Origin of the sequence: Ancylobacter mangrovi, assembly GCF_024752335.1 — a bacterium.
GTDB classification, from domain to species: Bacteria; Pseudomonadota; Alphaproteobacteria; order Rhizobiales; family Xanthobacteraceae; genus Ancylobacter; species Ancylobacter mangrovi.
Map to the genome: position 1 here is coordinate 165764 of NZ_JANTHY010000009.1, position 22173 is coordinate 187936.

The 22173-nt window shown below is 69.3% G+C and carries 18 protein-coding genes, 2 tRNA genes and 1 pseudogene; 14 read left to right on the forward strand and 7 right to left on the reverse strand.

Annotated elements, in window-relative coordinates:
• The 4 genes from NVS83_RS19930 to NVS83_RS19945 are packed head-to-tail and all read left to right on the forward strand — an operon-like array spanning position 1 to position 3103.
• The gene (locus tag NVS83_RS19930; RefSeq protein WP_258740860.1) at positions 1 to 1086 is read left to right on the forward strand and encodes a WD40/YVTN/BNR-like repeat-containing protein; all 1086 of its coding nucleotides are present in this window, start codon (positions 1 to 3) and stop codon (positions 1084 to 1086) included.
• 25 nt (positions 1087 to 1111) lie between these two features.
• Positions 1112 to 1429 (forward strand): ubiquitin family protein, encoded by a 318-nt coding sequence (locus tag NVS83_RS19935; protein WP_258740862.1) that lies wholly within the window; start codon positions 1112 to 1114, stop codon positions 1427 to 1429.
• 22 nt (positions 1430 to 1451) lie between these two features.
• A complete protein-coding gene (locus NVS83_RS19940) occupies positions 1452 to 1823 on the forward strand; it encodes a YciI family protein (protein ID WP_258740863.1) in 372 nt (123 codons plus the stop codon).
• Positions 1823 to 3103 carry an RNA polymerase sigma factor gene (locus tag NVS83_RS19945; protein ID WP_258740864.1) on the forward strand — a complete coding sequence of 427 codons (1281 nt, stop codon included), beginning with the start codon at positions 1823 to 1825 and terminating at the stop codon, positions 3101 to 3103. The genes NVS83_RS19940 and NVS83_RS19945 overlap by 1 nt, the downstream gene beginning before the upstream one ends.
• 168 nt (positions 3104 to 3271) lie before the next feature.
• On the opposite strand, the gene NVS83_RS19950 is transcribed toward NVS83_RS19945, so the two are convergent.
• The 3 genes from NVS83_RS19950 to NVS83_RS19960 all read right to left on the reverse strand — a co-directional run bounded on the left by NVS83_RS19950 (position 3272) and on the right by NVS83_RS19960 (position 5556).
• Positions 3272 to 3347, reverse strand: a tRNA-Asn gene (locus NVS83_RS19950).
• A gap of 100 nt (positions 3348 to 3447) precedes the next feature.
• Complete coding sequence (locus NVS83_RS19955; protein WP_374114569.1) at positions 3448 to 5220, reverse strand: ABC transporter ATP-binding protein; 1773 nt, start codon at positions 5218 to 5220, stop codon at positions 3448 to 3450.
• A 262-nt stretch (positions 5221 to 5482) separates the two neighbouring features.
• Positions 5483 to 5556, reverse strand: a tRNA-Cys gene (locus NVS83_RS19960).
• Between the two features lie 247 nt (positions 5557 to 5803).
• On the opposite strand from NVS83_RS19960, the gene NVS83_RS19965 reads away from it, so the two are divergent.
• The 5 genes from NVS83_RS19965 (at position 5804) to NVS83_RS19990 (ending at position 13631) form a co-directional block, all read left to right on the forward strand.
• A complete protein-coding gene (locus NVS83_RS19965) occupies positions 5804 to 6466 on the forward strand; it encodes a protein-L-isoaspartate O-methyltransferase family protein (protein ID WP_258740865.1) in 663 nt (220 codons plus the stop codon).
• 260 nt (positions 6467 to 6726) lie between these two features.
• Positions 6727 to 8133 carry a TolC family outer membrane protein gene (locus tag NVS83_RS19970; protein ID WP_258733068.1) on the forward strand — a complete coding sequence of 469 codons (1407 nt, stop codon included), beginning with the start codon at positions 6727 to 6729 and terminating at the stop codon, positions 8131 to 8133.
• A gap of 357 nt (positions 8134 to 8490) precedes the next feature.
• Positions 8491 to 9681, forward strand: a complete 1191-nt coding sequence (locus NVS83_RS19980) for a DUF2497 domain-containing protein (protein ID WP_258740892.1) — start codon at positions 8491 to 8493, stop codon at positions 9679 to 9681.
• A gap of 352 nt (positions 9682 to 10033) precedes the next feature.
• Positions 10034 to 12871 (forward strand): valine--tRNA ligase, encoded by a 2838-nt coding sequence (locus tag NVS83_RS19985; protein ID WP_258740868.1) that lies wholly within the window; start codon positions 10034 to 10036, stop codon positions 12869 to 12871.
• A gap of 43 nt (positions 12872 to 12914) precedes the next feature.
• Positions 12915 to 13631, forward strand: coding sequence for an MgtC/SapB family protein (locus NVS83_RS19990; protein WP_258740870.1), 717 nt, complete (start codon positions 12915 to 12917; stop codon positions 13629 to 13631).
• A 57-nt stretch (positions 13632 to 13688) separates the two neighbouring features.
• On the opposite strand, the gene NVS83_RS19995 is transcribed toward NVS83_RS19990, so the two are convergent.
• Complete coding sequence (locus NVS83_RS19995; RefSeq protein WP_258740871.1) at positions 13689 to 13892, reverse strand: hypothetical protein; 204 nt, start codon at positions 13890 to 13892, stop codon at positions 13689 to 13691.
• Positions 13893 to 14134: 242 nt separating this feature from the next.
• Here NVS83_RS19995 and ilvD point away from each other — a divergent pair, with 242 nt between their 5' ends.
• Together ilvD and NVS83_RS20005 are read left to right on the forward strand one after the other, a co-directional pair.
• The gene (ilvD, locus tag NVS83_RS20000; RefSeq protein ID WP_258740872.1) at positions 14135 to 15862 is read left to right on the forward strand and encodes a dihydroxy-acid dehydratase; all 1728 of its coding nucleotides are present in this window, start codon (positions 14135 to 14137) and stop codon (positions 15860 to 15862) included.
• Between the two features lie 46 nt (positions 15863 to 15908).
• Complete coding sequence (locus tag NVS83_RS20005) at positions 15909 to 16706, forward strand: tetratricopeptide repeat protein (protein WP_374115092.1); 798 nt, start codon at positions 15909 to 15911, stop codon at positions 16704 to 16706.
• Between the two features lie 31 nt (positions 16707 to 16737).
• Here the strand turns inward: NVS83_RS20005 and xth are convergent, their stop codons facing one another.
• From xth to erpA, 3 genes are read right to left on the reverse strand one after another with little or no spacing between them, the layout of a single operon-like run.
• A complete protein-coding gene (xth, locus tag NVS83_RS20010) occupies positions 16738 to 17526 on the reverse strand; it encodes an exodeoxyribonuclease III (protein WP_258740874.1) in 789 nt (262 codons plus the stop codon).
• Positions 17527 to 17571: 45 nt separating this feature from the next.
• Positions 17572 to 18324 carry a 5'-methylthioadenosine/adenosylhomocysteine nucleosidase gene (locus tag NVS83_RS20015; protein WP_258740875.1) on the reverse strand — a complete coding sequence of 251 codons (753 nt, stop codon included), beginning with the start codon at positions 18322 to 18324 and terminating at the stop codon, positions 17572 to 17574.
• Positions 18321 to 18716 carry an iron-sulfur cluster insertion protein ErpA gene (gene erpA / locus NVS83_RS20020; protein ID WP_258733060.1) on the reverse strand — a complete coding sequence of 132 codons (396 nt, stop codon included), beginning with the start codon at positions 18714 to 18716 and terminating at the stop codon, positions 18321 to 18323. The genes NVS83_RS20015 and erpA overlap by 4 nt, the downstream gene beginning before the upstream one ends.
• A gap of 92 nt (positions 18717 to 18808) precedes the next feature.
• Here erpA and NVS83_RS20025 point away from each other — a divergent pair, with 92 nt between their 5' ends.
• The 3 genes and pseudogenes from NVS83_RS20025 to NVS83_RS20035 form a co-directional block, all read left to right on the forward strand.
• Positions 18809 to 19981, forward strand: coding sequence for a deoxyguanosinetriphosphate triphosphohydrolase (locus NVS83_RS20025; protein WP_258740876.1), 1173 nt, complete (start codon positions 18809 to 18811; stop codon positions 19979 to 19981).
• Positions 19982 to 20074: 93 nt separating this feature from the next.
• Entirely contained in the window at positions 20075 to 21841 is a 1767-nt protein-coding gene (gene argS, locus NVS83_RS20030; protein ID WP_258740878.1) for an arginine--tRNA ligase, read from the forward strand.
• A gap of 93 nt (positions 21842 to 21934) precedes the next feature.
• Positions 21935 to 22173 (forward strand): annotated as a pseudogene (locus tag NVS83_RS20035) (SPOR domain-containing protein); the annotation flags it as partial.

Sequence of the window (22173 nt, forward strand, 5' to 3'; positions counted from 1 at the left end):
ATGGCGAAACAGGTCTTCATTCTCGTCGGCACCCGAAAGGGCGCCTTCATCCTCGAGAGCGACGCCGCGCGCCGCTCATGGCAGGTCCGCGGGCCGTTCTGCGAGACCTGGCCGACCAACCACGTCGTCGCCGATCCGGCGAGCGGCACGATCTATGCCGGCGGCGGCAATGAATGGTTCGGCCCGGCGGTGTGGAAATCGACCGATTTCGGCCGCAGCTGGACCCATTCGAGCCAAGGTCTCGCCTATGAGGCCGGGCAGGCGCCGGTGAAGGCGGTGTGGAGCCTCGCCGTCGGCCGCGACGGCAGCCTCTATGCCGGCGTCGAGCCGGCCGGGCTGTTCCGCAGCCGCGACGGCGGGGAAAGCTGGGTCCATGTCGAGGGCCTGCAGAAGCATCCGAGCCGGCCGGAATGGAATCCGGGCGGCGCCGGGCTGATCCTGCACTCGCTGGTGCTCGACCCGGCGGATGCGGACCGGATCTGGGTCGGCATATCCGCCGCCGGCGTGTTCGCCACCGAGGACGGCGGCGAAAGCTGGCAGGCCCGCAACCGCGGCACCCGCGCCGACTACATGCCCGAGGGCCAGAACTACCCCGAATTCGGCCAGTGCGTGCATTGCCTCGTCATGGCGCCGGGCGGGGGCGGGCGGCTCTACCAGCAGAACCATTGCGGCATGTACCGCTCGGACGATGGCGGGCGGCAATGGGAGAGCATCGAGGAGGGGCTTCCGTCCTCCTTCGGCTTCCCGGCGGCGGCGCATCCGCGTGACCCGGACAGCCTCTACCTCATCCCGCTGAACGGCGACATCAAGGGCCGCTTCATGCCGGAGGGCCGGACCGCGGTCTGGCGAACCGGCGACGCGGGACGGAGCTGGCAGGCGCGGCGCGAGGGCTTGCCCCAGGACGGCGCCTATTTCAACGTGCTGCGCCAGGCGATGGCGACCGATACGCTGGAGCCGGCGGGGGTCTATTTCGGCACCAATGCCGGCGGGCTCTATGGCAGCGCCGACGAGGGCGAGAGCTGGGACTGCCTCGCGCCCTACCTGCCGACCATCACCTCGGTCGAGACGCTGGTGATCGAGCCGTGAGGAGCCGAACCGTGAGGACCGGACGATGAGGACGACGGGCGAGGGGACGTTGCAGGAGCAGGGGGGCGAGACGCGCGCGCCGGTCCTCGTGCGCCTGCCGCCCCATCTCGTCGTCCTGTTCCCCGGCGCCGGGCGGCTCGTTTCCGTCCCCGCCCGCGACGTGGCGGAGATGGTGGATAGGCTCGACGCGCTCTGGCCCGGCATGCGCGAGCGCCTGTGCGACGAGACGCCGGCGATCCGGCGCCACATCAACGTCTTCGTCGGCGGCCGCCGCGCCAGCCTGTCGACCCCGCTCGCCGCCGGCGCGGACGTCTTCGTCATCACCGCCATCAGCGGCGGCTGACCTCAACGCGAAAAGGCCCGCCATGCTCTACACCCTCCTTTGCTACCATCAGGAAGATGTCGTCTGCGCCTGGACCAAGGAGGAGGACGACGCGGTGATGCGGAAGCTTGCCGTGGTGCAGGAGCGGCTCGCCAAGGCGGGCAAGCTCGGCCCGGTGGCCCGGCTGCTGCCGACCACCGCCGCCACCACGCTGCGCAAGGACCGCGACCCGCCGCTGGTGCTCGACGGCCCCTTCGCCGAGACCAAGGAGCAGCTTCTCGGCTTCTACGTCCTCGACTGCGCGAATCTGGAGGAAGCGCTCGACATCGCCCGCGAGCTCGGCGCGGCCAATCCGGGCGGCTCCTACGAGATCCGGCCGATCGGCCTGTTCCATGACGGCGGCGCGAGGCCGTGATGGAGGAGGCGCCGTGGATCGGCACGACGCTCGCCGCCGCCCGGCCGCAGGCGCTCGCCGCGCTGCTGCGTTATTTCCATGACCTCGACCTCGCCGAGGAAGCCTTCCAGGAGGCGTGCCTGCGCGCGCTGAAGACCTGGCCGCAGAAGGGCCCGCCGCGCGACGCCGCGGCCTGGCTGGTCTTCGTCGGCCGCAACATCGCGATCGACGCGGTGCGCCGGCGGGCGAAGCAGGCGCCGCTACCGCCGGAGGAGACCTTCTCCGACGCGGAGGACGCCGAGGCCGAGATCGCCGAGCGCCTCGACAGTTCGCACTACCGCGACGACGTGCTGCGGCTCCTGTTCATCTGCTGCCATCCCGAGCTGCCGGCGACGCAGCAGATCGCGCTCGCGCTGCGCATCGTCTCCGGCCTCTCGGTCGGCCAGATCGCGCGGGCCTTCCTCGTCGGCGAGGCGGCGATGGAGCAGCGCATCACCCGCGCCAAGGCGCGCATCGCCAGGGCCCAGCTCGGCGAGGCCGGAGTGCCGTTCGAGGCGCCGGGCGCGGTGGAGCGCGCCGAGCGGCTCGGCGCCGTGGCGGCGATGATCTATCTCGTGTTCAACGAGGGTTATTCGGCCGCGGGCGACACCGCCGCGGCGCGCGAGCCGCTGTGCGAGGAGGCGATCCGCCTCGCCCGCCTGCTGCTGCGGCTGTTTCCGGCCGAACCCGAGATCATGGGGCTCGCCGCGCTGATGCTGCTCCAGCACGCCCGCGCCGCGGCGCGCTTTGACGGCGAGGGGACGGTGAGCCTGCTCGACCGGCAGGACCGCCGGCTGTGGAACGGGCCGATGATCGCCGAGGGCCTCGCCCTGCTCGACAAGGCGATCCGCCATCGCCGGCCCGGTCCCTACCAGGTGCAGGCGGCGATCGCGGCGCTGCACGCCCGCGCCGCCCGGCCGGAGGAGACCGACTGGGCCGGCATCGACGCGCTCTACGCGACGCTGGAGATCATGCAGCCCTCGCCGGTGGTGACGCTGAACCGGGCGGTGGCGATCTCGAAGCTGCGAGGCCCGGCGGCGGCGCTCGCCATGGTCGAGCCGCTGGGCAACCGGCTGTCGGGCTATTTCCACTATCACGGCCTGCGCGGCGCGCTGCTGATGCAGCTCGGCCGGCCCCGCGAGGCGCGCGACGATTTCATGTCGGCGATAAGCCTCGCCACCACCGCCGCCGAGGCCGCCCATATCCGCGCCCAGCTCGACGCGCTGAAGCAGGAAGCGGCGGAAGCCGGCCACAGCGCCTGAAGCGGGTCGGGGAGTGGGCGTGGCCGGGGCAACCGGGGCAATGCGTCCGAACCGTCGGCGTTCGCGGCTTTCCAGGAGAAGCGGCGCGTCACCGATGCGTATGAACCTGCCGTCGCCCGCGCTATCGCGGACGCCATCTTGCCGGCTTCGGCTGTGCGGGAAGAGGGTTGGCTCCCTGAGCAGGACTCGAACCTGCGACCATTCGATTAACAGTCGAACGCTCTACCAACTGAGCTATCAGGGACCAGAGACGCCGGCGCGGGGCGCTGTGCGTCTCGGAGGCCGGCCGTATAGCAATGCTCGGCCGGTTTGTGAAGCCGCAATGCGCAGCCTGTTGATATCCCTCAGGCGCTGAGCCGCTCCTGCTGCCCGGCGAACTGAAGCTGATGGAACGTGTAGTAACGCCCGCGGCGGGCCACGAGTTCGTCGTGACGCCCGCTTTCCACCACGCGCCCGCCGTCGATCACGAAGATGCGGTCCGCGTTGACGACGGTCTGCAGGCGGTGGGCGATGACCAGCGTCGTGCGGTCCATCTGCAACGAGCGGAGCGCGCGCTGCACCTCGGCCTCGGATTCGCTGTCGAGCGCCGCCGTGGCTTCGTCCAGCAGCAGAATCGGCGCGTCCTTGAGGAAGGCGCGGGCGATGGCGATGCGCTGGCGCTGGCCGCCGGAGAGCTGGGCGCCATGCTCGCCGACGCGGCTGTTATAGCCGCCGGCGAAGCTCATGATGAAGTCGTGCGCATGGGCGGCCTTGGCGGCGGCGACGATGTCCTCCTCGCTCGCGCCGGGGCGGCCGAAGGCGATGTTCTCGCGGATCGTGCCCGAGAACAGGAACACGTCCTGGCTCACGAAGCCAATGGCCTCGCGCAGCGAGCGCAGCGAGACCTGGTTGGTCTTCTGCCCGTCGATGGCGATGGTTCCCGATTCGACCTCGTAGAAGCGCTCGATGAGGTTCATCACCGTGCTCTTGCCGCCGCCCGAGGGGCCGACCAGCGCCGTGGTCTTGCCGGCCTCGGCGACGAAGGTGAGGCCGCGCAGCACCGGCTCGTCCTGGCGGTAGCCGAAGAACACGTCGTCGAACTCGATCTGCCCGCCCTTGAGCTGGAGCTGCGGTACGCCGGGCGGGTCCTGCTCGACCGGCTTCATGTCGAGGATCTCGAACAGCATCCGCGCGCCGAGCAGGTGCGAGGTCATGTCGATGTTGAGGCGCGCGAGCCGCTTGGCGGGCTCGTAGCTGAGCAGCAGCGCGGTGATGACGGAGAAGAACTCGCCCGGCGTCCGGCCGGCGTGGAGCACGCCCCAGCCCGCATACATCACCACCAGGCCGATCGCTACGCCGCCCAGCGCTTCCATCAGCGGGCCGGACTGCGACTGGGCGCGGATCATGCGGTTCGAAGCCTTCTCAAGCGAATCGATGCGCCCGTAGATGCGCCCGCGCAGCTCCTCCTCCATGGTGAAGGACTTGATGGTGCGAATGCCCTGAAACGCCTCGATCGACTCGGTCATGATCTGCACCGCGCTGTGGAACTCGCGGGCGAAGATCTTCTGCACCTTGCGGATCAGGCTGCGCACGCCGCCCACCGCGATCGGCATCACGATGAGGCCGATCAGCGCCATGAACGGGTCCTGCACGATCATCACCGCCGTCAGGCCGACCACGGAGAGCAGGTCGCGGCCGAGGCTGGTGATGATGAGGTTCAGCACGTTACGCGCGCCCTGCGCGCCCGCATTGAAGCGGATCATGATCTCGGCGGTGTGGTTGGCGCTGAAATAGCGCACATCCTGCGTCAGCAGCCGGTCGAGCACGCGCTTCTGGTTGTCGGCGACGATGCGGTTGCCGACCCGCGCCAGCGTCACGGCCTGCCCATAGGACGAGAAGCCCTTGATGACGCTCAGCGCCAGCACGGCCGCGGAGAGGATCCAGATCGCCGCCGTGCTCTGCTCGACGAAGATGCGGTTGATCACATCGCCCATGAGATAGGCGAGGCCGGAGGTCGAGCCCGCCATGATGCCCATGAACACGAAGGAGATCGCGTAGCCCTTCCAGTGGCGACGGCCATCGTTCAGGAACAGGCGATGGATCGTGTCGCGGGTTTCGCGACTGATCATGTTCTTCATCGCATTGGCCAGCTTGGGCGGCAGGAACATCAGATACTTCCTTTGCAACGAAGCACGCTTGCGGGGACCTTCGGCCACAGGGCGCTCCGAAACGGCGCGTCCCATGCGGCGCGCAGCGTCGAACTCCGGCTTCATCAACGACGATCAACCGGTCTTGTCAAACGATGGGAGGTCCTAAGGCAGGCGGCAGCGTCCCCGGTGTGTCGCACGCATCACGCGTCGCCGGCATTCCCTATGGGGAGCCGGCGACGCGCGTGTGAACTGGAGGCCACGGAGGGAATCGAACCCCCGTACGCGGATTTGCAGTCCGCTGCGTAACCACTCCGCCACGTGGCCAGACGCCCGGCGCGCAGCCGGGCCGAAAGACCGGGGCGCCTCATAACAGAGCCGCCCGGGATCGGCAACGGCGCATCCGTGCCAGTCCCCCGCTTCCGGGCGCCGAACCGGCCGGGCGAGGCGTTCCGCGACATTGGAAAGCTTCGAGAAGGCTTGCATTGCGCGCGCGTGTGCCGCAATCCTCCCTTCCAGTTTCCGGCCAGGAGCCGCCGCCGCGCGGCGGCTTTGTTTGCGAGGTTGTCCCAGAATGATCGATTTCGCCGAGATGCGGCGCGCCATGGTGGACGCGCAGGTGCGCGCCAACGACGTTACCGACCTCAGGATCGTTGCCGCCATGCTGGACACCCCACGCGAGCGCTTCGTGCCGCCGGGGCTGAAGAATTTCGCCTATATCGACGAGGACCTGCTGGTGAAGCCGGGCAACCCGGCCCGCTACCTGATGGAGCCGATGGTGCTCGCCAAGCTGCTGCAGGCGGCGGAGATCGGGCCGGACGCGCTGGTGCTCGATGTCGGCGCCGCCACCGGCTATTCTACCGCCGTGCTGGCCCGGCTGGCGGGACAAGTGGTCGCGCTCGAGGAGGACGCCGAGCTCGCCGGGCAGGGCTCGAACCTGCTGGTCGAGCTCGGGCTGCTGAACGCGGCCTATGTGCAGGGGCCGATGACGGCCGGCTGGTCGGCCGAGGCGCCCTACGACGTGATCCTGCTGAACGGCTCGATCGATTCGCCGCCCGAGGCCTTGTTCGCCCAGCTCAAGCCCGAGGGGCGGCTGGTGGCGGTGGTCGGGCAGGGGCGCTCGGGCCGCGCGACGGTCTACACCAACACGCCGGGCGGCGTCGGCGCGCGCATCGTGTTCGACGCGGCGGTGCCGCCGCTGCCGGGCTTCGAACCCCGGCCGGGCTTCGTTTTCTGAATATTTCTGATTGTGGACGGCGCGGGCGCGCGGGGCGGTGATGCGCCCGCGCGCCCGTTCCTTATAGGGCCAGCAGCCCCGCATGGGCGCTGTGCTGTGGCCGTTCTGCCGCGTTCACGGCAAAACGTATCCGCGTGTGAACCGACCGGTTCACATGCACCGTTCGAGCCCCTATTCTGAGATTCGCATCATGCACAGAAATTGAGAGTCTCCCTTTCAAGGAGACTCCGTAGAAGTTGCGTTCTCAGGGGTTTGGGACCATGTCGCTGTCTGCTACCGGGGGCAGGATCGTCGCATTCGCGACGGTGGCGTTTGTCGTGAGTGCCCATCCGGCTCGTTCCCAAACGCTCGAGCAGTCACTCTCCGCCGCCTATATGAACAATCCGACGCTGAACTCGCAGCGTGCGGCCACCCGCGCGACAGACGAGTACGTGCCGATCGCGCTGTCGGGCTACCGTCCGCAGGTGTTCGGCAGCGCCTATGTCGGCATGCAGTGGGCGGAGACGCGGGTCGACAGCGCCCAGGCTGCGGCGCTCGGCACCGGGTCGATCACCAACAACAAGACCTACCCGTCCGGCTTCGGCATCACGATCAGCCAGACCATCTATGACGGGCTGAAGACCGCGAACTCGGTTCGTGGCGCCGAATCGCAGGTGCGGGGCCAGCGCGAATTGCTGCGCAACACCGAGCAGCTCGTGCTGCTCGACGCTGCCACCGCCTATATGAACGTGCTGCAGAACAAGGCGCTGCTGGAGCTGCAGCAGCAGAACCTCGAGGCCCTGCGCGAAGAGCTGCGCGCGGCGCGCGACCGTTTCTCGGTGGGTGAGATCACCCGTACCGACGTCGCCCAGGCCGAGGCGAGCGTCGCCAATGCCGAGAGCGAGCTGGCGCTCGCCCAGTCCAACCTCAACACCTCCAACGCGGTGTTCTTCCAGGTCATCGGCCTGCAGCCGACCAACCTCAAGCCGGGCCGTCCGATTGACAATCTGCTGCCGAAGTCGATGAACAGCGCGGTCCAGGACGGTCTCAGCCATCATCCGGCGGTGAAGGCGGCCGAGTTCGCGGTCGATGCCGCGCTGTCCAACGTCAAGGTGGCCGAGGCCGCGCTGTCGCCCTCGCTGACCCTGAACGGCTCGGCGGCGTCCGACTACAACAGCACGCAGAACGTGGAGCGTTCGACCTCCGCCGCGGTCGCGCTCAACCTCACCGTGCCGATCTATCAGGGCGGCGCCGAGTACGCGCAGATCCGGCAGAACAAGGAACTGCTGAGCCAGCAGCGCATCGAAGTCGACGTGAACCGCGACCAGGTCCGCGCCAATGTGGTGCAGTACTGGGGGGCGCTCGAAGCGGCCAAGGCGGCGATCGACTCCGCGCAGGCCTCCGTGGCCGCGAACGAGATCGCGCTGCGCGGCGTGCGCGAGGAATGGCGCGTCGGCCAGCGCACCACGCTCGATGTGCTGAACGCGCAGACGGCGCTGTTCGACGCCCGCGCCAGCCTGGTGGTGGCGCAGCGCGACCGCGTGGTCGCCTCCTACGCGGTGCTGTCGGCGGCCGGCGGCCTGAGCGCGAGCCGCCTCAGCCTCAAGGTCACGCACTACAATCCGCAGGTGCACTACAACCAGGTCCGCGATGCCTGGATCGGTGTGCGCACCCCCGGCGGCCAGTAAGCGCCGCCGGCTCCCCCGTCCACAGTCCTGAAGGTCTGTCGGCTTGGCGCGCCGCTTGGCGCAATGCCATATTCATGAGGCGTTAACGAGTGATTCGCGTGATTCGCGCGGGCCTTCGGCGGCGCCGGTCACAATAATCGGATGCAGCGCATGTCGGTGGGTGCGAGAGGCAGCGAACCGTCGATGGAGGAGATACTCGCCTCCATCCGGCGCATCATCTCCGACGAGGTTGCGGGTGACCCGTCCCCCGCCGCTCCGGTTGCGGAAGCGGCCGCGGCGGACGCGGAATCGGTAGAGCCAGCTCCCGGCGCCGGGAATTCCGGACGGGCCGAGGATAGCTCGCCCGCTGCCGGCAGCATGCCCGAACGGTCGCGCACCCGTGATGCCGGACGCCGGCAGGCTGCTGCCGAAGACGTTCCCGCCCACGAAGACATCTCTGCTCACGACGAGTCCGCCGCGCAGGCCGAGGCCGATGCGCGTGAGGAGATGGTGCGCCCGGCCGTCGCCGGCTGGCGGCGCGAGAGCGCGGTGGGCATGCGCCTCGCCGCGATGCGCTCCTCGGCTTCCGAGGCCGAATCCTCCCTTCGCCCGCGCGCTGCCGAAGCCGCCGCGCGCGGCTATGCGCCCTCGCGCGGTGCGTCGGCGGGCGGGCAGGGCTATTCCACCTACGCGCCGGTCGGGCGGGCCCCGGCGGCCGATCCGTTCGCCGCGCGTTCGCGCCTGCCCGGTTCGGCCCGCGCCGCCGCCGTGGCGTCAGGCGCCGCGCAGCGCGTACCGGCACCCGCCGCGGAGCCGTCTCCCGAGCCGGCCGCCGGCGAGGAGATGGACTTCGAGCGGCCTTTCTCCTCGGCGCTGGCCGACCTCGCCATGGTCGAGCGGGCGGTGCAGGCCGAACTCGCCGCAGTGGCCGTCGGCTCGGACGTCGACGCCGATAGCGACACGGACATCGTCGAGGCCGAGGAGGCTGGGGCTCTCGAGCTTGAGGCCAACCCCGTCGACGTCGAGACCTCCGACGAAGATGCCCGCGAGGACGCCGGCGACGTGATGGTCGCTGCCCCGGACGATGCCGAATCTGATCCTTTCGAAGCGCCGCCCGCCGAAACGGCGAGCTTCGCTGCCCGAACCGCCACGGAGGCCGCCGACATGCAGGTGAACCCGAAGTCCGCCGCGGCTCAGCCCGCCGCCGTCCAGCGTACCGCCGAGCCGACGGAGGAGCGCCGCTCGGCGGAGTTCCGGCCGTCCGAGACCGGCGCGTCCTTCCCGCGCGCGGCTGAGCGCTCCGCCCCGGTGCGTCCGGCGGAGGCGGCCTCGGGTCCGCTTGCCGATGCGGTCCGCGAGCGTCTCGTCTCGGGAGCGACCAACAACGCCGTCTCGGCCGCCTTCGGCTCGCTGGCGCGCACGGTCGCCTCGAACTCCCGCACGGTGGACGACCTCGTCGCCGAGGCGGTGCGCCCGATGCTGAAGGAATGGCTCGACGAGCACCTGCCGGAGCTGGTGGAGCGGCTGGTGCGCGCCGAGATCGAGCGCGTCGCCCGCCAGGGGCAGTAGGCGGTTCGAGTTATGGCGGCCGGGTTCTCAGGGATCGGCCGCTGCTTCGATGGCGAGGGGCAGGCGAGGGTGCTCTGCTCTTTCCAGTGATCATCCTGACGCTGGGCTGCGCATCGCGGCTCGTTGTGCGCGTCGACGGCTGACAGCCACCCCGTGGGTGTCCCACCCCGCGCGAGTGGCTGGTCGCCCCACCGCGCCCGCGCACTCTCTCTCAAAGACAAAATCATCCCCATCGGCGCGTTTTGCCGCTCCGACGCAGCGTATGCGCGGCTTCATGGCGCGGCGCGAGTTGACTTGAGCGACCGGCTCCGCTTTCTCTCGCTCCCGTTCCAAATGAGGTGCCGGAGCCATCATGCTCGACAACAGGTTCGATCCCGCCGCCGTCGAAGACCGCATCTACCAGGCCTGGGTGGACGCCGAGGCGTTCAAGGCCGGGCGTGCGGAGCGGGTAGGGGCCGAGCCCTATTGCATCGTCATCCCGCCGCCCAACGTCACCGGCTCGCTCCATATGGGGCACGCGCTGAACAACACGCTGCAGGACATCCTCTGCCGCTTCGAGCGCATGCGCGGCAAGGACGTGCTGTGGCAGGTCGGCACCGACCATGCCGGCATCGCCACCCAGATGGTGGTCGAGCGCCAGCTCGCCGAGCGCCAGCTTCCCGGCCGCCGTGACATGGGCCGCGCCGCCTTCGTCGAAAAGGTCTGGGCGTGGAAGGAGGAATCGGGCGGCACCATCATCAACCAGCTGAAGAAGCTCGGCGCCTCCTGCGACTGGTCGCGCGAACGCTTCACCATGGATGAGGGGCTCTCGCGCGCGGTCCTCAAGGTGTTCGTCCGGCTCTACAAGGAAGGACTGATCTACAAGGACAAGCGGCTGGTGAACTGGGACCCGAAGTTCCAGTCCGCGATCTCCGACCTCGAGGTGCTGCAGGTCGAGGTTAAGGGCCATCTCTGGCACTTCCGCTACCCGCTGGCGGACGGCGTCACCTACCAGCACCCGATCGTGTTCGACGAGAACGACCAGCCGGTCGAGTTCGAGACCCGCGACTACATCGTCGTCGCCACCACGCGTCCAGAGACAATGCTCGGCGACACCGCGGTCGCGGTGCATCCCGAGGACCCGCGCTACCAGGGCCTGGTCGCGGCGGGGGCGAAGGTGCGCCTGCCGCTGGTCGGCCGGCTGATCCCGATTGTCGCCGACGAATATTCCGACCCGACCAAGGGCACCGGCGCGGTCAAGATCACCCCGGCGCACGACTTCAACGACTTCGAGGTCGGCCGCCGCCACGAGCTGGCGATGATCAACGTGCTCGATTCCGAGGCGCGGCTCACGCTGGTCGGCAATGGCGATTTCCTCGACGGTGTCCAGCCGGGCCCGGACCTCGACATCGTGCTCGGCCTCGACGGCCAGAGCCGCGAGGCGGCGCGCAAGGCGATCGTAGCGTTGATGGAGGAGCGCGGCCTGCTCGACCAGATCGAGCCGCATGCCCACACCGTGCCGCATGGCGACCGCTCCAACGTCGTGATCGAGCCCTGGCTTACCGACCAGTGGTATGTCGACGCCCACACGCTGGCCCAGCCGGCGCTGGCGGCGGTGCGCGAGGGGCGCACCACCTTCGTGCCGAAGAACTGGGAGAAGACCTATTTCGAGTGGCTGGAGAACATCCAGCCCTGGTGCATCTCGCGCCAGCTCTGGTGGGGCCACCAGATCCCGGCCTGGTACGGGCCGGACGGGTCGGTCTTCGTCGAGGAGACCGAGGAAGAGGCCGTGGCCGCCGCGCTGGCGCACTGCGTGCAGAACGGCATCGTCACCGACGAGGAGGCCCGCGCGCTGGCGGCGGACGCGGACCGGCGCGCCGCCCTCATCACCCGCGACGAGGACGTGCTGGACACCTGGTTCTCCTCGGCGCTGTGGCCGTTCTCGACGCTGGGCTGGCCGGACGAGACGGCGGAGCTGAAGCGCTACTACCCGACCTCGGTGCTGATCACCGGCTTCGACATCATCTTCTTCTGGGTCGCCCGGATGATGATGATGGGCCTGCACTTCATGGACGACGAGGTGCCCTTCAAGGACGTCTACATCCACGCCCTCGTCCGCGACGAGAAGGGCGCCAAGATGTCGAAGTCGAAGGGCAACGTCATCGACCCGCTCGACCTGGTGGCGACCTACGGCGCCGACGCGCTGCGCTTCACCCTGGCGGCGATGGCGGCGCAGGGGCGCGACATCAAGCTCGCCACCTCGCGCGTCGAGGGCTACCGCAATTTCGCGACCAAGCTGTGGAACGCCGCCCGCTTCGCCGAGATGAACGGCTGCAAGCGCGAGCCGTCCTTCCGGCCGCGCAACGCGGAATCGACGCTGAACCGCTGGATCCTCGGCGAGATGCAGAAGACCAGCGCCGAGATCACGCAGGCGCTGGAGGCCTACAAGTTCAACGAGGCGGCCGGCGCGGCCTACCGCTTCGTGTGGAACATCTTCTGCGACTGGTACCTCGAGCTCGCCAAGCCGGTCTTCATGAGCCCGGGCGGCGGCTGGAAGGAGGAGACGCGAGCGACCACCGCCTTCGTGCTCGACGAGATCCTGAAGATGCTGCACCCCTTCATGCCCTTTCTCACCGAGGAGCTGTGGGGCCTGACGGGCGATGCCGGCGCGCCGCGCGCCACCATGCTGGCGCTGGCGGAATGGCCCGCGCCCGCGGGGCTGGAGGCGGCGGGCGCCGAGGCCGAGCTCGGCTGGCTGATCGACCTCGTGACCGAGATCCGCTCGGTGCGGGCGGAGATGAACGTGCCCGCCGGCGCCCAGCTTCCGCTGGTGCTGGTGGGCGCGGGCGAGGAGACGCGCGACCGGGTGGTGATCTGGCACGACGCGCTCACCCGGCTCGCCCGGCTGTCGAGCGTCGTGTTCGAGCCCGAGGCGCCGGCCGGCTCGGCTCAGATCGTGGTGCGCGGGGAGACCGTGGCACTGCCGCTCGCCGGCTTCATCGACATGGAGGCGGAAGCCACGCGCCTCACCAAGGAGCTGAAGAAGGCGGCGGACGACATCGCCCGCGTCGACGCCAAGCTCGGCAATGCCGACTTCATCCGCCGGGCGCCGGAAGAGGTGATCGAGGAGCAGCGCGAGCGGCGCGAGGGCGCCGAGGCGCGCGCGGCCAAGATCCGCGAGGCACTCTCACGCCTCGGCAAGGCCGCCTGAGGCGGCGGCCTTCACGACGGACGGAAGGGCGGGCGGGGGCTGAATGCCGTTCATTGAAAGCTTCGATCCGGGTGACTTCCTCTCGACGCTCATCAGCCTGGCGGTGGCGTTCGCCCTCGGCACGCTGATCGGCGCCGAGCGCCAGTTCCGCCAGCGCACGGCGGGACTGCGCACCAATGTGCTGGTGGCGCTCGGCGCCTGCCAGTTCGTGGACATGGCGATGCACCTCACCGGGCCCGAGGGCGCGGTGCGCGTCATCGCCTACGTGGTCTCCGGCATCGGCTTCCTCGGTGCCGGCGTCATCATGAAAGACGGCGCGAACATACGCGGGCTGAACACGGCGGCGACGCTGTGGTGTTCGGCCGCCGTGGGCGCCTGCGCCGGCGCGGACCTGATCGCGCAGGCGGCGCTGCTCACGGCCTTCGTCCTCGCCGGCAACACGATGCTGCGCCCGCTCGTCGGTGCCCTGGAGCGCGCGCCGCGTACCCCGGAATCGACCGAGGCGACCTATGGCGTGAGCGTCATCGCGCAGGCCGGCGAGGCCGCCGGACTGCAGGGCCGGCTGTCCGACCTATTGGAGGCGGCGCAGTTCCCGGTCGACGTGATCGAGCCGCAGAACCGGCCGGACGGCAAGGTCGAGCTCCGCGCGACGCTCATCAACACGTCGGTGAGCCTCAAGGAACTCGATGCGGCCCTTGCCCGCGTGCGTGTGCTGGACGGCGTCGCCTCCGCGACCTGGACCCGCAGCGCGTCGGACTGAGCGCGGCTTGCCCGACAGGGCGCACCGCTGCCGGGAGTGTCCGTCCGCGTGGGTGCTTCAGGATGCAGGGTTCTGGCCGGAAAGGCCGGGGCTCGCGGGCTCGACCTGCTTCAGCAGGCTTTCCATCCGGTCGAGCTCGGCGCGCAGTCTTTCGATGACGTCGGCGGCTTCGGAGAGTTCGTCCTCGACCTTGTCGCGACGGAAGCTGTCAATATCGGCCGCCATGGCCCGCAGTCGTTCGACGATGTTGCCGCTCGTCATGATGCTCTCCAGAACCGGCTTTTTCGGCCGACAACGGGCTCTATTCCCGGCCCGAGCAGCTATCGCGAATTTGTGACCGGACCGCAACAGTGTCACGCATTCGCAACCATATGTAGAGGCGGCGGGTCGCACGCCCCGAAGCCGCCACAAACCGGCACGAAATCCGACTGATAGACGGAGGAGAGTAGTGTCCGGGCGCGGTTGCCCGTGTGAAACCTCCGCGCCGGGATGTGTGATCAAGAATGGACGCCAGGACCATTATCGACAAGCGGAGCCTGCCGAGCCGTCATGTAACGGAAGGCCCGGCGCGCGCCCCGCACAGGTCCTATCTCTACGCCATGGGCCTGACCAAGGAGCAGATCCACCAGCCGCTGGTGGGCGTCGCTTCCTGCTGGAACGAGGCCGCACCGTGCAACATCGCGCTGATGCGCCAGGCGCAGGCGGTGAAGAAGGGCGTTTCCGCCGCCAGCGGCACCCCGCGCGAGTTCTGCACCATCACCGTCACCGACGGCATCGCCATGGGCCACGACGGCATGAAGGCCTCGCTCGCCTCGCGCGAAGTCATCGCCGACAGCGTCGAGCTGACCATGCGCGGGCACGCCTATGACGCGCTGATCGGCCTCGCCGGCTGCGACAAGTCTCTGCCCGGCATGATGATGGCCATGCTGCGCCTCAACGTGCCGTCGATCTTCATCTATGGCGGCTCCATCCTGCCCGGCTCCTTCCGCGGCCAGCCGGTCACCGTCCAGGATCTGTTCGAGGCGGTCGGCAAGCATTCGGTCGGCGCCATGTCGGGCGACGATCTGGACGAGCTCGAGCAGGTGGCGTGCCCCTCGGCCGGCGCCTGCGGCGCGCAGTTCACCGCCAACACCATGGCGACCGTCTCCGAGGCGATCGGCCTCGCGCTGCCCTATTCGGCCGGCGCGCCGGCGCCCTACGAGATCCGCGACAGGTTCTGCATGGCGGCGGGCGAGCAGGTGATGGACCTCCTCGCCAAGAAGATCCGCCCGCGCGACATCGTCACGCTGAAGGCGCTGGAGAACGCGGCGACCGTGGTCGCGGCCTCGGGCGGCTCCACCAACGCCGCGCTGCACCTGCCGGCGATGGCCCACGAGGTGGGCATCAAGTTCGACCTGTTCGACGTCGCCGAGATCTTCCGGCGCACGCCCTACATCGCCGACCTCAAGCCCGGCGGGCGCTATGTCGCCAAGGACATGTTCGAGGTGGGCGGCATTCCGCTGCTGATGAAGACGCTGCTGGAGCACGGCTTCCTGCACGGCGACTGCATGACCGTGACCGGCCGCACCATCGCCGAGAACCTCGCCTCGGTGAAGTGGAACCCGCATCAGGACGTGGTGCGCCCGGCCAACGATCCCATCACCCCCACCGGCGGCGTGGTCGGGCTCCAGGGCAATCTCGCGCCGGACGGGGCGATCGTGAAGGTCGCGGGGCTGAAGAACCAGCGGTTCTCCGGCCCGGCGCGCTGCTTCGACGGCGAGGAGGCCTGCTTCGAGGCGGTGACGAACCGCGCCTATGAGGAAGGCGAGGTGCTGGTGATCCGCTATGAGGGGCCGAAGGGCGGCCCCGGCATGCGCGAGATGCTGGCGACCACCGCCGCTCTCTACGGCCAGGGCATGGGCGACAAGGTCGCGCTCATCACCGATGGCCGTTTCTCCGGCGCCACGCGGGGCTTCTGCATCGGCCATGTCGGGCCGGAGGCGGCGGTCGGCGGCCCGATCGGGCTGATCCGCGACGGCGACGTCATTTCCATCGACGCGATCGAGGGCACGCTCGACGTGGCGCTTTCGGACGAGGAACTCGCCGCCCGCAAGGCGGCGTGGGCGCCGCGTCCGTCGCCCGTGGGCTCGGGGGCCATCTGGAAGTTCGCGCAGGCCGTGGGGCCCGCCCGTGAGGGCGCGGTCACCCATCCCGGCGGCGCGGCTGAGACATCGTGCTATGCGGATATCTGAGCGACTCCCCCTTTCCATCCTCAAGGGCGTGATCGTGGCGTCCGCGATGGCGGCCACGCTCGTCCCCGTGGCCGCATTCGACGGCTCGACCAACGGCACCGGCGCCACCGATGCCGCGTTGCCGGTCACGCCCGGCGGTGCGCGCCCGCTCGAGGAGATGGTGCGCCTCGGCACCCAGGCGCTGCGCTCGGGCGAGACCGAGAAGGGCATCGATTCCCTGCGCTACGCGGCCGACCAGGGCCATGCCGGCGCGCAGTGGAAGCTCGGGCGCATGTATGCCGAGGGCGAGGGCGTCGAGCGCAACGACATCAAGGCGTTCCAGTATTTCAGCCAGATCGCCAACATGCACGCCGACGACAACCCGGCGACGCCGCAGGCCCGCTTCGTGGCGGACGCCTTCGTGGCGCTGGGCGGCTATTATCTGGTCGGCATTCCCAACACCAAGATCCACCGCGACACGAGCCGGGCGCGCGACATGTTCGCCTATGCCGCCTCCTATTTCGGCGACCCGGACGCGCAGTACCATCTTGCCCGGCTCTATATCGACGGCGACGGCGTGCGGCGCGACCCGCGCTTCGCCGCCCGCTGGCTCGGCCTCGCCGCGCATAAGGGTCAGTACCAGGCGCAGGCGGCGCTGGGCGGGCTGCTGTTCAAGGGCGACGACGGCGTGCCCCGGCAGGCGGCGCAGGGCCTGATGTGGCTCACGCTGGCGCGCGACGCGGCGGCCGGCCCGGACGACAAATGGGTCGTCGACCTCTATGACGACGCCTTCGCCTCGGCGACGCCGGACGAGCGGTCCATGGCTCTCGTCTACCTCGAGAAGTACATGAAGATCGCCCGCTGAGCGACTGGTGACGCTCGGTTTTTAACAGAAATCAGCCGCCGAGGCCGAGCTCCGCCCAGACCGGGACGTGATCGGACGGCTTTTCCCAGCTCCGCACTTCCTTGTCGACGCCCACCGCCTTGAGCCGGTCGGCGGCCTGCGGCGAGAGCAGCAGGTGGTCGATGCGGATGCCGTTGTTCTTCTGCCAGGCGCCGGCCTGGTAGTCCCAGAAGCTGTAGATGCCGCCCTGGTCGGTCGTCGCGCGCACCGCATCGGTGAGGCCGAGATTGAGAAGCTCGCGGAAGGCGCTGCGCGTCTCGGGCAGGAACAGCGCGTCGTTCACCCACATCTCCGGCCGCGCCGCGTCCTTCGCCTCGGGGATGACGTTGTAGTCGCCGCACACGACCAGCGGCTCCTCGAGCGTCAGGCGCTCGGCGATATGGGCCTTGAGGCGCTCCATCCAGCCGAGCTTGTAGGGGTACTTGTCGGTGCCGACCGGGTTGCCGTTGGGCAGGTAGATGCCGCACACGCGCACGACGCCCTCGGGGGTCGAGACCACCACCTCGATGAAGCGCGACTGCACGTCGCCGTCGCCGCCGGGCAGGCCGGTGTTCACCTCGTCGAAGGGCAGGCGCGAGAGCACGGCGACGCCGTTGAAGCCCTTCTGCCCGTGGACGGCGACGTTGTAGCCCGCCTGCTCGAACGCCTCGCGCGGGAACTGGTCGTCCTGGCACTTGATCTCCTGCAGGCACACCACGTCCGGCCGGGTCTCGTTCAGCCAGGCGAGCGTGTTCTCGAGACGGAGCCGGACGGAATTGACGTTCCAGGTGGCGATGCGCATCGGCGGGCACTCCGGGCGGGCGCTCGGGAAGGATTCGCCGGCACTCTACAGCACAGGCAGCAGCCGGCGCACGATCAGCGCCGAGGAAAGCGCCACCTCGTCCACGAATTGCCGGAAGTCGAAACGGGATTCGTGCCCGGCGAGGTCCGACAGCGCGCGCACCACCAGCCAGGGCACGCTGAAGGCGGCGCAGGTCTGCGCCATGGCCGCGCCCTCCATCTCGACCGCAAGGCCGCCGAGCTCGCCGAACAGGCGCTCGCGCATGGCTTCGCTGCCGACGAACTGGTCGCCCGTGAGCACGCGTCCGAAGTGGAGGCGCGGCGGGCGGCCATCCTCGCCGACGGTGAGGGGGCTGAGCTCGAGATCGGCGAGGGCCGCGCGCACGCGCTCCATCAGCGCGGCATCGGCGGCGTGGCCGAGCTCTTCATGCGGGCTGAAGAAGGGCAGGTGCCCGGCCTGGTAGACGGTGAACCCGTCCGCCGTGGTGTAGCCCGCATCGTGCTGGACCACATGGTCGGCCACCACCACGTCGCCGATGGCGAGCGCCGGGTCGAGCCCGCCGGCGATGCCGGAGAACAGCACCAGACGGCAGTCGTAGCGCTCGATCAGCAGCGTGGCCGCGATGGCCGCGTTGACCTTGCCCATGCCGGCCTGCGCCAGCACCACCTTGTGCCCGTCGAGCCGGCCGGCATGGAAGCGCATGCCGGCGGCGTCGGATATGTCCGCATGGTCGAGATTGTCGGCGAGAAAGGCGAGTTCCTGAGGAATGGCGCAGAGAACGCCGACCGGCCCGCTCACAGCGCGAAGCTGGTGCCGCAGCCGCAGGAAGCGGTGGCGTGCGGGTTCTCGATGCGGAACGAGGCGCCCATCAGGTCGTCGACGAAGTCGATATGCGAGCCCGACATGTATTCCAGCGACACCGGATCGATCACCACCCGCGCCCCGCGTTCGTCGATCAGCACGTCGTCCGCCTCGCGCTCGCGGGTGATGTCGAACTTGTACTGGAAGCCGGAGCAGCCGCCGCCTTCCACGCTGACGCGCAGCATGCTCTCGGCCGGCTCGGCCGACAGAATCTCGGCGATGCGCTTCGCCGCGCTGGCGGTGACGCCGACGGAAAGGGACAGCGGGGCCGCCGTCTCGGGAGAGACGGGGGGGCTCGACGCGTTCGCGCCCTGTGTGCTTGCGCTCATGTCGCGGGCCTTCGGGTTGAATATGACTTGCCCGAATAGTTAAGTGCTGGCGGCCCCGAGTCAAAGGGGCATTCTGCAAGGGAGATCCGCGCATGGCGGTGGCCGGAGCCGAGCCGCGCGCGGCGTGGGCGTCGCGGGCGGAGGAAAGTCGGGGTCGGCTGTTCGCCGAGCCCGAAAGCGACGGGCGCAGCGCCTTTCGCCGCGATGCGGACCGCATCATCCATTCGTCCGCGTTCCGGCGGCTGGCCTACAAGACGCAGGTCTTCTCGTACCACGAGGGCGACCATTACCGCACCCGGCTGACCCATACGCTGGAGGTGGTGCAGGTGGCGCGCTCGCTGGCGCGGGCGCTCGGGCTCGACGAGGACCTCGCCGAGGCGCTGGCGCTGGCGCACGATCTCGGCCATCCACCCTTTGCCCATGCCGGCGAGCGGGTGCTCGACGCCTGCATGAGGGCCTATGGCGGGTTCGACCACAACGCGCAGTCGCTTCGGGTGGTGACGCGGCTGGAGAGCCGCTACCCGGCCTTCGACGGGCTCAACCTCTCCTGGGAGACTCACGAGGGAATCGTCAAGCACAACGGCCCGGTGGCGGGGCCGCTTCCGCACGCCATGGCCGTCCATGCCGAGCGGCAGGATCTGTGGCTGTGGAGCTGGCCGGGCGCCGAGGCACAGGTAGCGGCGATCGCCGACGACATCGCCTATGACGTGCACGACCTCGACGACGGGCTGCGGGCCGGGCTGTTCACCGTGGACGAGATCGCCGACCTGCCGCTGGTCGGCGACATCATCGCCGAGATCGCGGTGCGCTGGCCCGATCTCGACGCTTCCCGCTTCATCCATGAGATCGGCCGGCGGATGATCACGGCGCTGATCGAGGATGTGGTGGGGGAGACCCGCCGGCGCTTAGCCGCCGCTGCGCCGGGCTCCTCGGACGAGGTGCGCCGCCACGAGGGGGCGGTCGTCGCCTTCTCCGCGCCGTTCGCCGAGGCGGAGCGGGCGATCAAGGCCTTCCTGTTCCCGCGCATGTACCGCCATCCGCGCGTGATGCGCGAGATGGAGGTCGCCGGCGAGGTGGTGCGCGCCCTGTTCACCCGCTACATGGCTGACCCCTTGGCATTGCCGCCGGAGTGGCGCGCTGGCATCGAGGGTCGGGCGGAGGACGGACGGGCGCGACGGATCGCCGATTTCCTCGCCGGCCAGACCGATCGCTATGCGCTGGCGGAATATGCGCGGCTCTTTGACAGGGCACCGGAACTGCGGTAGCGGCAGCGGCCCCATCTGGCCTCAGATATGGCCTCCGTTGTGACCGCGGATGCGGTCCCCCATTTCGGCCTGCCGTGCCGGGAGCGTCTCCTCATGAATCTGTTCGCGACCTTCGCCGATCACGTCCGCTCTGCCGTCGAAGAGCTCGCCCGCGAAGGCGCGCTGCCGGCGGATGTCGACGTGACACGCGTGGTCGTCGAGCCGCCGCGCGACGCCAGCCATGGCGACCTCGCCACCAATGCAGCGATGGTGCTGTCGAAGGAGGCGCGCATGAAGCCGCGCGACCTCGCCGAGAAGATCGCCGGCAAGCTCAGCGCGGTGGCTGGCGTGGCCGGGGTGGAGGTGGCCGGGCCCGGCTTCATCAACATCGCGCTCGACGCTTCCTACTGGCCGCGCGTGATCGCGGCGGTGCTGACGCAGGGCCTCGAGTTCGGCCGCGCGGACATAGGCGGCGGCACGTCGATCAACGTCGAATACGTCTCGGCCAACCCGACCGGGCCGATGCATGTGGGCCATTGCCGCGGCGCTGTGTTCGGCGACGCGCTGGCGAACCTGCTCGCCTTCGCCGGCTGGAGCGTGACGCGCGAATACTACATCAACGACGCCGGGGCGCAGGTCGACGTGCTGGCCCGCTCGGCCTTCCTGCGCTACCGCGAGGCGCTGGGCGAGACCATCGCCATCCCCGAGGGGCTCTATCCGGGCGACTATCTGGTGCCCGTGGGCAAGGCGCTGGTGGTGAAGTACGGCCGGACCCTGCTCGAGCGGGATGAGGCGGACTGGCTGCCGGCGGTGCGCGCCATCGCCATCGATTCCATGATGGCGATGATCCGCGACGACCTCGCCGCGCTGAACATCCATCACGACGTGTTCTTCTCCGAGCGCACGCTGCATGACCGCGCGGGCGGCAATGCGAGCGTCATCGACCGGCTGCTGGCGGAGCTGCGGGCGCGCGACCTCGTCTATGAGGGGCGCCTCGCGCCGCCCAAGGGGCAGCCGGTGGAGGACTGGGAGGACCGCGAGCAGACCCTGTTCCGCGCCACCCTGTTCGGCGACGACGTCGACCGTCCGCTGATGAAGTCGGACGGCGCCTACACCTATTTCGCGGCCGACATCGCCTACCACAAGAACAAGTTCGACCGCGGCTTCACCCGCATGATCGACGTGTGGGGCGCTGACCATGGCGGCTACGTCAAGCGCATGCAGGCGGCGGTGAAGGCGGCGAGCGACGGGGCGGCGAGCCTCGACGTCGAGCTGTGCCAGCTGGTGCGGCTGCTGCGCAATGGCGAGCCGGTGAAGATGTCGAAGCGGGCAGGGGACTTCGTGACCCTGCGCGAGGTGGTCGACGAGGTCGGCCGCGACGCGGTGCGCTTCATGATGGTCAACCGCAAGAACGACGCGGTGCTCGATTTCGACCTCGCCAAGGTGATCGAGCAGAGCAAGGACAACCCGGTCTTCTACGTCCAGTATGCCCATGCGCGGGCGCATTCGATCCTGCGCAACGCGAAGGAAGCGTTCGCCGATCTGCCGCCGGAGGCGTCCGCCTTCACCGAGGCGCCGCTGGAGCTGCTGGGCGACGAAGGGGAAGTCGCGATCGCCAGGCTGATCGCCAACTATCCGCGACTTGTCGAGCAAGCCTCTATCGCGCGCGAGCCGCACCGGCTCGCCTTCTACCTCTACGATCTTGCCAGTGCGCTGCATGCACAGTGGAATCGCGGCAAAGACTTGCCTCATTTACGCTTCATTATCGAAGATGATCGAAAACTGACTTATGCGCGGTTGGCACTCGTTCACGCCGTCGCGCTGGTCATCGCTTCAGGACTTTCCATTCTTGGGGTCGGTGCTCCTGAAGAAATGCGGTGAGCGTGCCGCGCGAATTTTCGCGCCCGCCGCCGCCGTACCGCCGCCTCCCACCCGGGGGCGAGGTTTCGAGACGCAGCGAACAGGTTCGGTGATATGGGCAACGATACGATGCGTAATCGGCAGGATTCTTCAGCCGAGGATCCGCTTGCCGAACTCGCACGCCTCATGGGCCAAGAAGACGAGTTCGCCGACCTTCTGAAGAAGGCGCAGGCCTCCGCGCCGCCGGCCGGTGCTCCCGCCCGTCCGCGCCCCGCGGCGCCGGCGCCCGGAGCCGGCAGTGCCGGCGCCGCCCCCCGCGCGCCGATGCCCCCGCGTCCCGCCGCTCCCGCGCC

What these genes read in the sequence shown, in the direction of transcription:
- NVS83_RS19930 (WP_258740860.1), top strand. Translation starts at nt 1, where the DNA reads ATGGCGAAACAGGTCTTCATTCTCGTCGGCACCCGAAAGGGCGCCTTC.
- NVS83_RS19935 (WP_258740862.1), top strand. Translation starts at nt 1,112, where the DNA reads ATGAGGACGACGGGCGAGGGGACGTTGCAGGAGCAGGGGGGCGAGACG.
- NVS83_RS19940 (WP_258740863.1), top strand. Translation starts at nt 1,452, where the DNA reads ATGCTCTACACCCTCCTTTGCTACCATCAGGAAGATGTCGTCTGCGCC.
- NVS83_RS19945 (WP_258740864.1), top strand. Translation starts at nt 1,823, where the DNA reads ATGGAGGAGGCGCCGTGGATCGGCACGACGCTCGCCGCCGCCCGGCCG.
- NVS83_RS19955 (WP_374114569.1), bottom strand. Translation starts at nt 5,220, where the DNA reads ATGAAGAACATGATCAGTCGCGAAACCCGCGACACGATCCATCGCCTG.
- NVS83_RS19965 (WP_258740865.1), top strand. Translation starts at nt 5,804, where the DNA reads ATGATCGATTTCGCCGAGATGCGGCGCGCCATGGTGGACGCGCAGGTG.
- NVS83_RS19970 (WP_258733068.1), top strand. Translation starts at nt 6,727, where the DNA reads ATGTCGCTGTCTGCTACCGGGGGCAGGATCGTCGCATTCGCGACGGTG.
- NVS83_RS19980 (WP_258740892.1), top strand. Translation starts at nt 8,491, where the DNA reads ATGCCCGAACGGTCGCGCACCCGTGATGCCGGACGCCGGCAGGCTGCT.
- NVS83_RS19985 (WP_258740868.1), top strand. Translation starts at nt 10,034, where the DNA reads ATGCTCGACAACAGGTTCGATCCCGCCGCCGTCGAAGACCGCATCTAC.
- NVS83_RS19990 (WP_258740870.1), top strand. Translation starts at nt 12,915, where the DNA reads ATGCCGTTCATTGAAAGCTTCGATCCGGGTGACTTCCTCTCGACGCTC.
- NVS83_RS19995 (WP_258740871.1), bottom strand. Translation starts at nt 13,892, where the DNA reads ATGACGAGCGGCAACATCGTCGAACGACTGCGGGCCATGGCGGCCGAT.
- ilvD (WP_258740872.1), top strand. Translation starts at nt 14,135, where the DNA reads ATGGACGCCAGGACCATTATCGACAAGCGGAGCCTGCCGAGCCGTCAT.
- NVS83_RS20005 (WP_374115092.1), top strand. Translation starts at nt 15,909, where the DNA reads ATGGCGGCCACGCTCGTCCCCGTGGCCGCATTCGACGGCTCGACCAAC.
- xth (WP_258740874.1), bottom strand. Translation starts at nt 17,526, where the DNA reads ATGCGCATCGCCACCTGGAACGTCAATTCCGTCCGGCTCCGTCTCGAG.
- erpA (WP_258733060.1), bottom strand. Translation starts at nt 18,716, where the DNA reads ATGAGCGCAAGCACACAGGGCGCGAACGCGTCGAGCCCCCCCGTCTCT.
- NVS83_RS20025 (WP_258740876.1), top strand. Translation starts at nt 18,809, where the DNA reads ATGGCGGTGGCCGGAGCCGAGCCGCGCGCGGCGTGGGCGTCGCGGGCG.
- argS (WP_258740878.1), top strand. Translation starts at nt 20,075, where the DNA reads ATGAATCTGTTCGCGACCTTCGCCGATCACGTCCGCTCTGCCGTCGAA.